We start from the raw sequence: 13,807 nt of genomic DNA on the forward strand, positions 1-13,807 counted from the left end.
CCCAGTTGTGCCAGCGACAGCAATGGGCCACGGAGATCAGTTGTGCGGCAAGTGCCTTCACCACTAGGACCTTTACGCATGGCAATGAAGTCACGAAGATCGCGTCATGCCGCCCTCGCCGCCGTTGTTCTCGCCGGCACGCTGGCGGCGACACCGGGTGCCGCCGACGCGTCCACACCCGACCCGTCGCAACGGGTTCTCGTCGAACTGTCCGGGAAGCCGGCGGTCACCGCCGCGCCCGGTGGATCCCTGCTGACCGCCGAGGCCGCCCCCGGCGTCGGCGCCGCCCGCCGCGCCCTCGACGCGCGGCAGGAGACGTTCCTCGGCTCGGCGAGGAGCGCCGGGCTGCACCCTTCGGCGACCCGCAAACTGGGTCTGCTCATCGATGCCGTGGCAATGACGGTGCCCGCGTCCGAGGTGGGGCGGCTGTCCTCGCTGCCGGGCGTCGCCGCCGTCCGCCCCGACACGCGGGTGCTGACGAAGACGGACGTGAGCGTGCCGCTGATCGGCGCTCCCGGCGTCTGGCAGCGCAGGGACCCGGCCGGAAGCCGCGTCACGGGCAAGGGAACCACCGTCGCGGTCCTGGACAGCGGTGTGGATTACACCCACCCCGACCTGGGCGGCGGACTCGGCAAGGGGCACAAGGTCGTCGGCGGGCACGACTTCGTCAATGATGACGAGGACCCGATGGACGACAACGGCCACGGCACCCACGTCGCCGGCATCATCGCGGGCAAGGCGGCTGGGAAGGGCGGCGTCACCGGCGTGGCGCCCGGCGCGAATCTGCTGGCCTACAAGGTGATGGACGCCGACGGCTCCGGATACACGTCGGACATCATCGCCGGAATCGAGGCGGCCTCCGACCCGGCCAATCCGCACCGCGCCGATGTCATCAACATGAGCCTCGGCGGCCCGGGCGACGGCACCGATCCGCTGGGCCGCGCCGCGACCGCGGCCGTGCGAGCCGGTGTCGTCGTGGTGGCCGCGGCCGGCAACGACGGGCCGGGCGCGGGTACGGTCAGCAGCCCCGGCACGGCCGACGGTGTGCTCTCGGTCGGCGCGTCGACGAGCAATCTACGGCTGCCCAGTGCCTATCTGGCCGGCAAGAAGCCCGAGTTGATCCAGAGCTACCGCGGTGTCCTGTCCGCGAACCCGCCGAAGAGCCCGGTCACGGCGCCGCTCGTCGATGTCGGCGAGGGCACCCCCGAGGACTGGAAGCGGGTCGGCGACGTACGCGGAAAGATCGTACGGGCGCAGATGCTCGTCGCCTCCGACGCCCAGTACCTGACGGCGGGCGCCGTGGAGTGGGCGCGAGAGGCGGAGAAGCGTGGTGCGATCGCCGTGCTGGCCGGCCTGCCCTCCAACGACGGCCCGGTGTTCGTCGCCGGTGCGCCGGGCGGGGTGCGGCCGCCGGAGGTGAACCCCGAGCCGGGAGTGACCGAGGTGCCGTCGTCGCCCGCGCGGATCGACGCCTCCGGCGACTCGCTGCGCATGGACCGCCTGGTGGTCATGGGCATCGACTCGACCCAGTACACGGAGTTGAGCGCCCGACTCGCCGCCGGGAAGGTCTCGGTGACGCTGCGCGGCGCCGAGACCACCGACCGGATCGCCTCGTTCTCCTCACGCGGTCCCGGGCAGAGCTTCGGTTTGAAGCCCGATCTGGTCGCGCCGGGCGTGGAGATCCGCTCCACCGTGCCCAAGTCGCTGTACGGGCCCGGCCAGTACCGCATGTCGGGTACGTCGATGGCGGCCCCGCACGTCGCCGGCGCGGCGGCCCTGTTGCGTCAGCTGCACCCCGGCCGGACGCCCGCCGAGATCAAGGCCGCGTTGGTCGGCACCGCGAAGCCGCTGAGCGACACCGGGCCCACGACGCGGGGCGCGGGCCGGCTCGATGTGGCGGCGGCCGCCTCGGCCATCGTCAGCTCCTCACCGGCCTCGGTGTCCTTCGGACTCGCCGACCTGTCCGGGCGTCAGGTCGGCGGCACCGCGAAGGTGACGCTGCGGAACTCCGGCACGCGGCCGGTCACCACCTCGCTGCGGACCGACGGTCCGGCCAGGGCCTGGCCGAGGCGCGTCACCGTACCGGCCGGGAGGACCGCGACCGTCACGGTCTCGCTGCGTGTCGCCAGGCCTGCCACCGACACCGAGATCAGCGGCCGTCTCACGGCGACCCCCGACCGGGGGCCGGCGATCAGCGTGCCCTACCTGCTCGCCGTCCGGCATCTGGCCGTCCAGGCCGCACCCGACCCGAGCGACGGTCACGCGACCGTGCACATCGCCCCGCCGACCCGGCTGGCCGTACCGCCGGTCGTCACCGTCACCCCGCCGCGCGGTAAGGCCGTCGACGTCACTTCCACACTCGATCCCGCCAGCGGCTACTACCGGGCCGAGGTGACCGGCAGCGTGGCCGGCGCCTACCGGGTCTCGGTACACGGCACCGCCGGCACCGGGCAGCGGCTCACCGGCGGCGGCGCCTTCGAGGTCACCCCGGTCGACAGCCGCGGGGACCGCTGGGAGCCGGTCGGCCCCAACAGCGAGGCCGGTTCGGTCGCCCTCTCGCCGAGTCGGCCGAAGCAGGCCGTCCTCACCCAGTACCAGAAGGCGGCCCCCTGGCTGACCACCGACAACGGTGCCACCTGGCGCCAGTTGGGCCGACTGCCCGTCGCGGACGGCACGGGTCCGCTCGTGGTGGACGCGAAGAATCCCGACCGCTGGTGGTACGCCGTGAACAGCGTTCACGACGGCAGCCGCCGGGGCGCCGTCCTGCGCACCGATGACAACGGGCGGACCTGGCGCACGCTCGACGTCCCGGACACCCGCATCGTGGCGCTCGCCGCCGATGAACGGACCCGCACCCTGGTCGCGATCACCTCGGACGCACTGTTGGTCAGCACGGACGCGGGTGACCACTGGACGACGTATCCGACCGGTGTGACCGGCGCCGTCACCGCAGCCGCGGTCACCGGTGACACCCTCTACATGACGACGTACCACGGTGTCTGGGCCCGCTCCGGCATCGGTTCGGGCAACCCCGGCGAGGCACGCCTGCTCTTCGAACCGTCCGGCGGGACCGTCGGCGGGCCGGCCGCCGACTCCTCGGTCGTGGCGGTGTATGTCCCGGGTCGGGGAGTTGTCGGTTCCCGTGACAACGGGGAGACCTGGACCACCCTGCTGTCCATGGCGGACGGCGGCCTCCGCCTGACCGCCTCGGGTGGCGACCTGTACCTGAGCACGCTGTCCGGCAGCGGCCGTCTCAGCCGCGACCACGGTCGGACGTGGACCACGGTCGCCGCGCCGTCGCGCGCAGCGCTGCCGATGGACTACGACCGTTGGGCCGACGGTTCCGTCACCGTCTCCAGCGAGCAGGACGGCCTCTACCGGGGTGCGGCGGACGGCACCGGATATCGGCGGATCGGCGTCCAGGGACTGACCGTCAACGATCTCGCCGTCAGTGACGGCCACCTGCTCGCCGCCACCGACAGCGCGGTCTACCGCACCGCCCTTCCCGTCGCGAACCCGGAATGGGGCAAGTCGGGCGGCGAGGGCATGAGAGGCGTGACCGTCCCGCAACTCGCCGTGTCGGCCAAGGATCCGAAGGTGATCTGGAAGGTGCGGCGCACCGCGTTCGGCTCATTCACCGTCGAGCGCAGCGGCGACGGCGGTGTCACCTGGAGGACCAGGGGCAGTTCGGCGGAGGTTCCGACGGCACTCCTGGTCCACCCCGCCGACCCGAACCGGGTCATGGTCAGCTTCCGAAGCCTTCTGGGCCACGGGCTGTTCGCCACCAGTGACGGCGGCGCGACGTGGAAGAACCTTTACCACGAGCGCTCCTTCGACACCCTCGCGGGCGACCCGGCGAATCCGCTGCGTCTGTGGCTCGGCAACAACGCCGGTCTCTACCGGTCCGACGACGGCGGGGTGACCGTCACCAAGGTCGCCGACGGCCCGGTGACCGCGATCGACCTCGACGGGCGGCGCCTGGTCATCGGCGGTGAGAGTGTCCGCGTCAGCACCGACGGCGGCCGGACCTTCCGCACCTCGGACACCGGCGCTCTGGCGATCCATGTCTCCGACCTGCTCCGGGTCGAGGACACGCTCTACGCGGCCACCACCAGGTCCGGGGCCAGCGGCCTCCTGCAAGGCGGCCGCGGCGTACTTCGCAGTACCGACCACGGCCTGAGCTGGCACAACATCTCATCCGGCCTGCAGAACACCGACACCACCAAACTGGCGGCGAGCCCCGACGCCCGCACGCTCTACGTCGGCACCGTCGACGGCGGCGTGCACCGTCTCGAGCTGCGCCACTGATCACCACGGACCGGGTGCCCGGACGGAGGTTCCGTCCGGGCACCCGGTCCACGCGTTGACGGGCCGGTGGATCAGCGCGACGACCACGACGGCCGGGCCGCTCGGCGCGGCCGGGTCGGACCGTTTGACCTCGGAGGTGAAACCGAGCACGGCTTGTGTCATCGCCGATGCGACCAGCTTCTCGCGCCACCTCGCCCCACCCCGCCCCGCGAGTGACGCGATCGGACGCGCCCGCGGAACCCCGGCCGACGCCGGGCGTTCCGCGGGCGCGTCCGTTCCGCGCGGCAGGTGCGCCTGGAAACCGCGACGTCCGGCGAGGAGTTCGGCTACGCCGGCATCTCGCTCGGCGGCGCCGTCGGCACCTGGCTCGCCGTGCACCACCCCGAGCGGGTCACCTCGCTCGCGATCCTCTGCTCCTCGGCCCGCTTCGGCCGGCCGGACGACTGGTACGACCGTGCGGCGCTGGTACGCGCCGAGAGCACCGGCCCGGTCGCCGAGACCGCCCCCGCCCGCTGATTCACCCCGCCCTTCGCGGCCTCCCCCGCCGCCAGGGCGATGGTCGACGACCTGTCCGCGGCCGACCCCGGGGCCTACGCCGGGCTCTGCGAAGCACTCGCCGGCTTCGACCTGCGCGCCGAGCTGCCCCGTATCACCGCGCCGACCCTGATCGTCGCGGGCCGCGAGGACCCCGCGACGCCCGTCGCGCACGCCCGGGAGCTGGCCGACGGCATCCCCGGCGCCGCCCTGACCGAGATGGCTCACGCCGCGCACCTCGCCAACGTCGAGCGTCCGGTGCCCGTCCTGGCCGCCCTGCTGGGGCACTTCGCGGCCGATGCCGCCCCGCCCGCCGACGACGCCTCCCGGCACCGCGCCGGTACGGCCGCGCGCCGCGCCGTGCTCGGTGACGAGCACGTGGACCGGGCGATCACCCGCACCACCGACTTCACCGCCGGTTTCCAGGACTTCATCACGCGTTACGCATGGGACGAGATCTGGACCCGGCCCGGACTGAGCCGCAGCACCCGCAGTTGCATCACCCTCACCGCGCTGGTGGCCCACGGCCACCACGAGGAGCTGGCCCTGCATGTGCGGGCCGCGCGGCGCAACGGTCTCACCCCCGCGGAGATCGAGGAAGTCCTGCTCCAGTCGGCCGTCCACTGCGGCGTGCCCGCAGCGAACGCCGCTTTCGCCATCGCGAACCACATTCCGTCGCAGTCCCCGTCCACGCACCCGACGGCAACACCGTGTGCGCGCTCAGCGTGGTCAGTCACACCAGCAGGCACAGCGCTCGGTCGCTGGCTGAGCACGCCCTGCCCCGGCTGCGAGAGTACGGGGCGCGGATGGAGGCGGCCCTGGCTTCCCCCGCACCGGCGGCCACGCCGCCCGCACCCGGCGGCCCCGACACCTCACGCGCCGCCAAGGCGGAGCTGGGTCCGGAATTCCTGCAGTCGCTGACCCGGGGTCTGGCCGTGCTCACCGCCCTGGGTTCGGCACCCGGTGGGCTCACCCTCGCCGGCGCCGCGGAGGCCACCGGCCTGGCCCGTGCCACCGCTCGCCGGGCGCCGCTCTCCCTCCAGCAGCTGGGGTACGCGGCCGCGGCCGGTGAGGGGCGTCGCTTCACACTCCTGCCCACGTTGCTGGAACTGGGCTACGCCCGCCTCTCCCGGCTGACCTTCGCGGAGATCACGCAGCCCCATCCGGCCCGGCTGGTGGAGCAGGTGCACGACTCGGCGTCCGTCGCGGTACTGGCCGACGACGACATCATGTACGTCGCCCGGGTGCACACCGTGCGCATCATGAGCGTCAACATCACGGTCGGCACGCGCTTCCCTGCGTACGCCACCTCCGTGGGCCGGGTGCTGCTGGCCGGTCTGCCCGAGCAGGAGGCGGTCGAGCGGCTGGCCCGGGCCTCGGTGCGGCCGCTGACGCCGTTCACCCGGGTCGATGCCGCCGATCTCGCCGAGGCAGTGGCGCAGGCGCGGCGGGACGGTCACGCCCTGGTGGACCAGGAGTTGAAGGAGGGCCTGCGGTCGATCGCGGTGCCGGTGCACGACCGCACCGGCCGGGTGGTGGCCGCCGTGAACGTCTCCACCCACGCCAGCCGGGGCACCCTGGACGATCTGCGGCAAGCAGTGCTCCCCGCGCTCACGGCGGCGGCTGCCGCGATCGAGGAGGACCTGACGGTCGTGACGGAACGGGTCCGGCTCGCGATCCCCTGACGGCTCGGGCTCGCGATCCCCTTTGTGTCGCTGCGGCCTTGACCGCACCGCTTCGACACGACTGATCGATGCTGGGGAAGGGCAGGGGCGTTCGCGGCGTGGGTGTCCAGCCGTTTTCGCGCAGGGCTTCCGGGGTGGGAAAGCCGTCCGGCAGCGGGGCGACGAAGTCGGGCGGCGTCGCCAGCAGAGCCCCCTTGACTGGGCGCCGGTGTCGCTGCGCCGCCCAGTGCACAGCGGTCATCACCCCCGCGCTGTGAGCGACCAGCAGGACGGGACCGGAAACGTCCGACAGCACCTCGTTCAGTGCGGCAACCTGAGCATCGCGGCTCAGTCTGTCCTGCTCCAGCGGGGGAACGGTTCGGGCGTCGGCGATCTTGTCGGCGAGGACCGTCTGCCAGTGGTCCGGCACGTGATCGCGCAGCCCAGGGACAATGACGAGCATCGGCAGTGCGCTGAGACTCATGACTGCAACTCCGGGATCCTGAGCGCCAGGTCGGGGAGCAGCCCCAGTCGGCGCAGATCTTTTTCGTAGGAGAACTTGCCGATGATGAAGGCCACGCCGCCCGCGAGCGCGACGAGCGGGATCACCCGCAGTGCGCCGAGCAGGCCCAGGTGGTCCGCGAGCATGCCCGTCACCGCGGGCCCGGGAGCCAGCCCGAGCAGGCTGTTGGCCAGCGTAAGGGTGGCGAAGGCCGTCGCCGTGATGGCGGCGGGGGTCAGATTGGCCACCATGGCAGCCGCCGGACCGGCCGTGCCGCCGGCCACCAGGGTCCCGGCCGCGATCAGCACGAGCTGCAGCGGGCCGGCCGGCGCCTGGAATCCCGCCGTCAGCAGCACGAACGACCCGAGAGCGCAGACGATCGCGACGATCCACTTCCGGGCTGCGGCCTTCCGGCTGAGGCGGTCCGCGACGACCCCGCAGAGGATCATGCCGATGCCGCTGATCAGTGCGAAGACCCCGGCGGCCGGACCGGCCTTCGCAGGAGGCATGGCGTAGTACCGGTTGAGGAAACTGGGTATCCAGGCGAGCAGGGCCATCGCGATGAACATCTGCAGCCCGCTGCCGATGTAGGCGCAGACCACGGAGACCGAGGAGAACAGTCGCGGCAGCTGGGTCCGGATGGGGGCACGTTCGCCGGACACGGCGCTGTCACGGATGGACGCCGGGCCCAACCGCTTCTCGGTGACCACGAGGCCGTAGACCGCGGCCAGGACCAGCCCGAGGATTCCCATCGCGCCGAACGCCCAGCGCCAGCCGTGCTCCTGGGCGATCACACCGCCGACCGACACACCCAGCACGGATCCGAACGATCCCCCCGCCATGAAGGCCCCGGAGAGCGTGGCCCGCAGACCGATGGGGAACACGCTGAGGACCACCGCGATGCCGACGCTCCCATAGGCCGCCTCTCCGACGCCCACCATGAACCGGCCCAGGAACATCTGGCTGTAGCTCGCGGAAATGGCGCAGCCCAGCGTCGCCAGGCTCCAGGCCGTCGCGGCGATGACCAAGATCCTGACCCGGCCCCAGCGGTCCGCCAGAAGCGACAGGGGGAAGGTGAGCACACCGACCATCAGGGCCACGATGCCGCTGAGGGAGCCCAACTCGGCGTCGGAGAGCAGCCATTCCGCCTTCAACAGAGGGAAGACCGCGTTGAGGACCTGTCGCGACATGTAGTCGGACAGCAGCAGCCCAAAACCGAGGGCGAACACCAGCCAGGCATAGCTACGGGATACGACCGGCGCGGCGGGAGACGTCCCCGGCACCGTTGTGCCGGCAGTGTGCAGTCCCATTGGCATCACCTCTTCGTCTCTGGTCGGGGCTCAGAAAGGTTGGTCGCCGACAATCCCCGCGCGCTCCATCCTGCGGACGGCGGGCCAGTAGTCCTGGACGGCGTAGTGCTGGGTTGAGCGGTTGTCCCAGATAGCGACGCTGTTCTTCTGCCAGCGCCAGCGCACCTGGTACTCGGGGACGGCCGCTTGGCTGACCAGGTAGTTCAGGAGACTGCCCGCTCCGGGCGCGTAGTCCTGGCCGAAACGCACGTTCTCGGGCGTGTGGTAGTTGACGAAGTGCGTGGTGAAGGCGTTGACGAAGAGAATCTCCTCGCCGGTCTCCGGGTGGGCACGCACCACCGGGTGCTCCGGGTCCGGGAAGCGGGCCCTCAGCTCGTGGCGTCGCTCCATCGGCATCACGGCACCGAAGGTCGCCTCGATGCTGTGCCGCGCGCGCAGGCCCGCGATCTGCGTCTTGATGTGCTCCGGCAGTCTGCGGTAGGCCTCGGCCATGTTGACCCAGACCGTGTCACCACCCACGTCCGGTGTTTCCACGCAGCGCAGCACTGCACCCATGGGCGGGCACGTGCGCCAGGTTGCGTCGCAGTGCAGCGCGTTCTCGTAGTGCTCGGGTTTGCTGTCCAGATCCTTGTAGATGCGGACCAGCCCCGGGTGGTCGGGGTCGCTGCCTACCACCGGATGGTCCTCCAGCGGGCCGAAGCGCCCGGCGAAGGCGGTGTGTTCGGCGCGCGTGATGTCCTGGTCGCGCAGGAACAGGACCTTGTACTGGAGCAGCAGCTTCTTGATCTCGGAGAACAGGTCCCCGTCGCGCGCTGCGTCGCCGAGGTTCACACCGGACAGCTGGGCGCCGATGGTGCAGGTCAGCGGCTCAACCTTGATCGAGGGACGGAGGACGCCCGGACGCACCAGGGCGGGCGCGCCTTCCTTCGGGCGGACGGTCTGGGGCATGTGCTCACTCCTGGGGGTGACGTGCGGGGCATGGCGAGCTCAGAGGACGAAGACAGAAGATCCTGTGGTCCGGCCCGCTTCCAGGTCACGATGGGCCTGCACCGCGTCCTGAAGGGCGTAGCGCTGGTTGGTCTCGATCTTGATGCGTCCGGCCGCGACGTGCCCGAACAGCTCAGCGGCCAGGGCGTCCCGCTCCACCGGATCGGCGATGTAGTCGGCCAGCGCGGGGCGGGTCACGAACAGCGAACCGTGGATGGCCAGTTGCATGGCGTCGAGCGGCGGGACTCCGGACGCCGTGCCGAAACACACCAGCAGACCTCGGCGTTGCAGCGAGGCCATGGACCCGGCGACGGTGTCCTTGCCGATACTGTCGAAGACGACCGGGACGCCCTTGCCGTCGGTCAGCTCACGCACCCGCTCGGCCACGTTCTCGCGCCGGTAGTAGATGATGTGTTCGCAGCCGTGGGCGCGGGCGGCCTCGGCCTTCTCCTCGCTGGAGACCGTGCCGATCACCGTGATGCCGAGGAGCTTCGCCCACTGGGAGACGATCAGGCCGACGCCGCCGGCCGCCGCGTGGAGCAGTACGGTATCGCCGGGATTCAGCGGGTGCATCCGGCGCAGCAGGTACGCCGAGGTGAGTCCGCGCATGGTCATCGCCGCGGCGGTCTCGCAGTCGATCCCGTCCGGCAGCCTGATCAGTGAATCCGCGGGCATGACCCGCTCCGTGCTGTAGGCACCCAGCGGACTGCCGGTGTAGGTCACACGGTCGCCCTCGGCGACATGCGACACGCCCTCGCCCACGGCCTCGATCACACCCGAAGCCTCCACGCCGAGCCCCGCAGGCAGTGAAGCGGGGTACAGGCCCGTGCGGAAATAGGTGTCGGCGAAGTTGAGTCCTACGGCGACGTGCCGGATCCGTACCTCGCCCGGACCCGGGTCGCCGACGGTGACCTCTTCCCACCGCATGACGTCGGGGCCACCGGTTTCGTGGAATCGAATGGCGTGTACCAAGGCGTGCTCCGTCTACTCGTGTGTGGCTGTGTGTGGGGGCGGTGGCGGGAACCCGTGCCACCGCAGGTGGGGTCGGGTCAGCTCTTGAGGTCGCGCAGCATGGAACCGCGCCGACCGGGGCGGCGGTTGGGCACCATGCCGAGCTGGGCCAGGGTCTCGTCGGCGTCCGAGTACACTTCGCCGAGCTTGTAGATCTTCTTCGCCTCCTGCCCGGTGGCGATCTCACGCCCGAGCGCATGGGCGATCTTCACCATCTGCTCGACCTGCTCCACGGAGGACATCCGCTCGCCCTTGTGCCGCCACAGGTTGTCCTCGTTGCCCACCCGCACGTGCGTGCCGAGGGCGATGCCGATCGCGTTCATCGGCGCCACCGCGCGCATGGATGCCTCGATGGTGAGCACGGCGCCGTCCGGGACACGGCGGATGAACTCGATCAGGTCGGCCGGGTGCCGACCGGCGAACCCGCCTCCGATGGCAACGTAGTTGAGTACCAGCGGCCCGCTGTAGATGCCCTTGCGGATCAGCCGCTCCACGGTCTCCAGCTGTGCCATGTTGGCGAGTTGGAAGTGCGGCTGGATGCCATGGGCGCGGAGCCGCTCGAGGTGCTCCAGGTAGAAGTCCGGCCCTGCCTCGACCACCATGTCCCGATAGGCCTTGTAGTAGCCGGACTTGGCGATCGAGGTGCCTTCTATGTCCTCGTCGTCGAAGAGCTCGACGATGTTCATCTGGTTGGTGTTGATCGCGATCGTCACCTGGTCGGGCTCGGGAGTGATCTCGGCCAGCATGTGGCGGGTGTCGTAGCTGAGCCACTTGGCGTCGCCGCCCTCGTCCTCGGGTGCGAAGGAGATCGACCCGCCGATCTGCAGGACCATGTCCGGCACGGCCTCGCGCAGCCGGGCCATCAGCTCGTTGAACATGGAGATGCGCTTGGATCCGTGGCCGTCCAGCTCGCGCACGTGTATGTGCAGCACCGTGGCGCCGGCGTTGTAGCAGTCGACGGCCGCCTGCACATGCTCGTCCATGGTGAGCGGCAGGTCGTCGGCGTCACCGGGCAACCACTCCGGCCCGTAGGGCGCGGCCTGGATGACCAGCCTCTCCTGGTTCTCCGGATACAGGGAGTCGTCGAAGAAGTGCATGGTCCATCTCCTTTGTCGCATGGGTCTTCACTCGCCGCACGCATCGCTGCCGTCGATGCGAGGCCCAAGGGGCTTGCGAGGAGCGGACGCGGGAATGCGGACGGGGTTTCTGGGCTCGCCGGGGGCTCGGATACGATCAGCGGGCCCGGGAGGGAACATTCGGCTGCGGGCAGGATTTCTGCCCGTTCTCGTGGGATCGGCCATATCCCTTGCGGTGAGGCAACGTTAAGGGCGGGTTACGGCGTGCGCTTGACCGAGGGGGACGGAAAACTTGCCGCTTGGGGACATTCCTTGCCCCAGCGCCCGTCGTCCCGGGACCCGGCCCCGGACAGGGTCATGCCGGGGTGCGGTGTGAATTGCCGTTCCACTCCACTGCGCAGAAACGCTGATGGTCACTTCTCGCCGGAAGGCTGCTGCCCGGCGCCGCGCACCCGCCACGCCCTCGGGCTGCATCCGAACCGCTCACGGAACCAGCGCGAGAAAGCACTCGGTGCCGAGAAGCCCAGGAGTCCGGAGATCTCCGTGAACGAGCGCCGCGGGTTCGCCACCATCTGCCCCGCGAGCTGGGTACGTGTGGCGTTGAGAACCGCGGAGAATGTCTCGCCCGAGGCCGCGAGGTGCCGGTGGATCGTCCTCCGGTCGATGCCGAGGCTGTCCGCGACCTGCTCGATCGAACAGCGCCCGGTGGGCAGCAGGACTTCGATCAGCTCGCGCACGCGATCCAGCACGGTGGTGTCCTTCGAGACCGCGATGGACTCGAAATACTGCCGGGCATAGGTCCGCAGCAGCGGGTCCGACATGGGGTTGGGAGCCTTGAGCTCGCCGGCGTAGAAGACGATCCCGTTGAACTCCCGGTCGAATTCCACCACGGGGCCGAAGAAGCGCCGGTGGGTAATGGGATCCGCCGGCGCGTCGTGCGTGAAGCACACGGACAACGGCTGCCACCGGGCACCGAGAAAGCTGCGCAGTACCCCGTGGAAGGCACCCACGGCCAGCTCCGTGGCCTGGCGGGCGGCCAACGCCTCACCCAGTTCGAGGCTCACCTTGAGAGTGGCCAGGCCGTTCGCCCCGGAGAGCCGGCTGCGGAGCATCTCGTTGTACATGTGCTCATGCCGGACGAGGAGTTCGAGGGCGCTGCGGACATCGGGCTCGTCGCGCAGGACCAGACTGATGGGGCCGAGATTGGAGAAGCTGCGTCGCTCGGCGAGGAGCAGGCCGAAGTCCCCACGCCGTGAGGCCGCCGCCGAGAGTTCGAGCAGCTGGGTCACCGCCGTGCCGGGGATCCATCTGTCCTGGACCGCGAGACCGACGGGGTCCAGGCCCACGCGCTTCATCAGGGCCCGCGGATCGATGCCCAGCGACTGACTGACCTCGACGTAGCCGTTCAGCGCTGCATTGCGGACAAGAGGCTTCATGGGCGCGCTCCAGAGGGGCTTCGTCCCCAAGTGATAAGTGAGATGTCCCGTCACGTCAAGCCATCGGCCGCGTCGTGACCTGCCGTGGCCGGCAATGTTTGCCCCGTGAGGAGTGTCGTCCAGTGCGTGCGATCGCAAGGCGGCCGGAAGTCCTTGCAGCGGAGCTACCAGGATTTTTGGCCAACGCCGCGAGCGTGTGTGCTGGGCGGCGCAGAATCGACCGGATGCGACCGCGGATGCCGTTCGGGACGGATGGTTCCACAGCGGCGACCTGGCCCGTGTCGACGAGGACGGCTACTACTTCGTCGTCGACCGGAAGAAGGACCTCATCATCCGCGGCGGATACAACGTCCACCCACGTGAGGTCGAGGAGGTGCTCCACGAACACCCGGCCGTCGCCGAGGCCGCCGTGGTCGGTGTACCGCACGAGACCCTCGGAGAGGAGATAGCCGCCGTCGTGACCCTCCGGGACGATGCACGGATCACGGCCGCTGAGATACGCGACCATGTCAAGGAGCGGGTGGCGGCGTACAAGTATCCGCGGATCGTCAGATTCACCGATTCACTCCCCAAGGGAGCAACGGGCAAGATCCTCAAGCGCGAGATCGTCGTCGCGAAGAAGTCCTCCACGGACTGAATCGATCCGGTTCGACGGTGGCAACCACGGGAACACGCTGCGTGCGCAGCGCGGCGGGGCTTCTGGACGACGTTCCGCGGAAGCCGCCTGACGTGATGCATCCGCCGGATCGCCCCGCGCCCGTGTATCAGCGTATCGACGGGGCGGGTTCCGGACTCCGCTCGACGAGCGCGTACTGGCGTGAGCATCTACGTGTCGTGGAGCGGTCCGACCGTGGCGAACGGAGATCCGGCTGGGCTGGACAACTGGTGTCCCACGGTGACGGAGGCACGGTGTTCACGCTGTTCCAGTCCTTGACGACCTGAAGCCCGCCGTGGGTCTCCGTGCGCAGGTCCAGGCCCG

General features: G+C 70.3%; 12 protein-coding genes. 5 read left to right on the forward strand and 7 right to left on the reverse strand.

From position 1 onward, the window contains the following. The first annotated feature begins 78 nt into the window (after positions 1–78). Positions 79–4,308 carry a S8 family serine peptidase gene (locus ACIQCZ_RS24385; protein ID WP_402284797.1) on the forward strand — a complete coding sequence of 1,410 codons (4,230 nt, stop codon included), beginning with the start codon at positions 79–81 and terminating at the stop codon, positions 4,306–4,308. On the opposite strand, the gene ACIQCZ_RS24390 is transcribed toward ACIQCZ_RS24385, so the two are convergent. Beyond that, entirely contained in the window at positions 4,309–4,470 is a 162-nt protein-coding gene (locus tag ACIQCZ_RS24390; protein WP_402284798.1) for a hypothetical protein, read from the reverse strand. A gap of 126 nt (positions 4,471–4,596) precedes the next feature. Between ACIQCZ_RS24390 and ACIQCZ_RS24395 the strand changes: the two genes are divergently transcribed. The 3 genes from ACIQCZ_RS24395 to ACIQCZ_RS24405 are packed head-to-tail and all read left to right on the forward strand — an operon-like array spanning position 4,597 to position 6,527. Next, complete coding sequence (locus tag ACIQCZ_RS24395) at positions 4,597–4,824, forward strand: alpha/beta fold hydrolase (RefSeq protein ID WP_402284799.1); 228 nt, start codon at positions 4,597–4,599, stop codon at positions 4,822–4,824. Between the two features lie 39 nt (positions 4,825–4,863). After that, positions 4,864–5,763 (forward strand): 4-carboxymuconolactone decarboxylase, encoded by a 900-nt coding sequence (gene pcaC, locus ACIQCZ_RS24400; RefSeq protein ID WP_402284800.1) that lies wholly within the window; start codon positions 4,864–4,866, stop codon positions 5,761–5,763. A 14-nt stretch (positions 5,764–5,777) separates the two neighbouring features. Next, positions 5,778–6,527, forward strand: coding sequence for an IclR family transcriptional regulator C-terminal domain-containing protein (locus tag ACIQCZ_RS24405; RefSeq protein WP_402284801.1), 750 nt, complete (start codon positions 5,778–5,780; stop codon positions 6,525–6,527). On the opposite strand, the gene ACIQCZ_RS24410 is transcribed toward ACIQCZ_RS24405, so the two are convergent. From ACIQCZ_RS24410 to ACIQCZ_RS24435, 6 genes are all read right to left on the reverse strand, one after another. Next, the gene (locus ACIQCZ_RS24410; protein WP_402284802.1) at positions 6,454–6,990 is read right to left on the reverse strand and encodes an RBBP9/YdeN family alpha/beta hydrolase; all 537 of its coding nucleotides are present in this window, start codon (positions 6,988–6,990) and stop codon (positions 6,454–6,456) included. The genes ACIQCZ_RS24405 and ACIQCZ_RS24410 overlap by 74 nt on opposite strands. Further along, the gene (locus ACIQCZ_RS24415; protein ID WP_402284803.1) at positions 6,987–8,318 is read right to left on the reverse strand and encodes an MFS transporter; all 1,332 of its coding nucleotides are present in this window, start codon (positions 8,316–8,318) and stop codon (positions 6,987–6,989) included. The genes ACIQCZ_RS24410 and ACIQCZ_RS24415 overlap by 4 nt, the downstream gene beginning before the upstream one ends. Before the next feature lie 30 nt (positions 8,319–8,348). Continuing rightward, positions 8,349–9,266, reverse strand: coding sequence for a TauD/TfdA dioxygenase family protein (locus ACIQCZ_RS24420; RefSeq protein ID WP_402284804.1), 918 nt, complete (start codon positions 9,264–9,266; stop codon positions 8,349–8,351). Positions 9,267–9,305: 39 nt separating this feature from the next. Further along, positions 9,306–10,277 (reverse strand): quinone oxidoreductase family protein, encoded by a 972-nt coding sequence (locus ACIQCZ_RS24425; protein ID WP_402284805.1) that lies wholly within the window; start codon positions 10,275–10,277, stop codon positions 9,306–9,308. A gap of 77 nt (positions 10,278–10,354) precedes the next feature. After that, positions 10,355–11,413, reverse strand: a complete 1,059-nt coding sequence (locus ACIQCZ_RS24430) for a 3-keto-5-aminohexanoate cleavage protein (protein ID WP_402284806.1) — start codon at positions 11,411–11,413, stop codon at positions 10,355–10,357. 392 nt (positions 11,414–11,805) lie between these two features. Next, positions 11,806–12,828, reverse strand: coding sequence for an AraC family transcriptional regulator (locus tag ACIQCZ_RS24435; RefSeq protein ID WP_402284807.1), 1,023 nt, complete (start codon positions 12,826–12,828; stop codon positions 11,806–11,808). A 196-nt stretch (positions 12,829–13,024) separates the two neighbouring features. On the opposite strand from ACIQCZ_RS24435, the gene ACIQCZ_RS24440 reads away from it, so the two are divergent. Then, positions 13,025–13,465, forward strand: a complete 441-nt coding sequence (locus ACIQCZ_RS24440) for an acyl-CoA synthetase (protein ID WP_402284808.1) — start codon at positions 13,025–13,027, stop codon at positions 13,463–13,465. Positions 13,466–13,807 lie beyond the last annotated feature (342 nt).

The sequence above is a fragment of the Streptomyces sp. NPDC093149 genome, assembly GCF_044754145.1.
GTDB lineage: Bacteria > Actinomycetota > Actinomycetes > Streptomycetales > Streptomycetaceae > Streptomyces.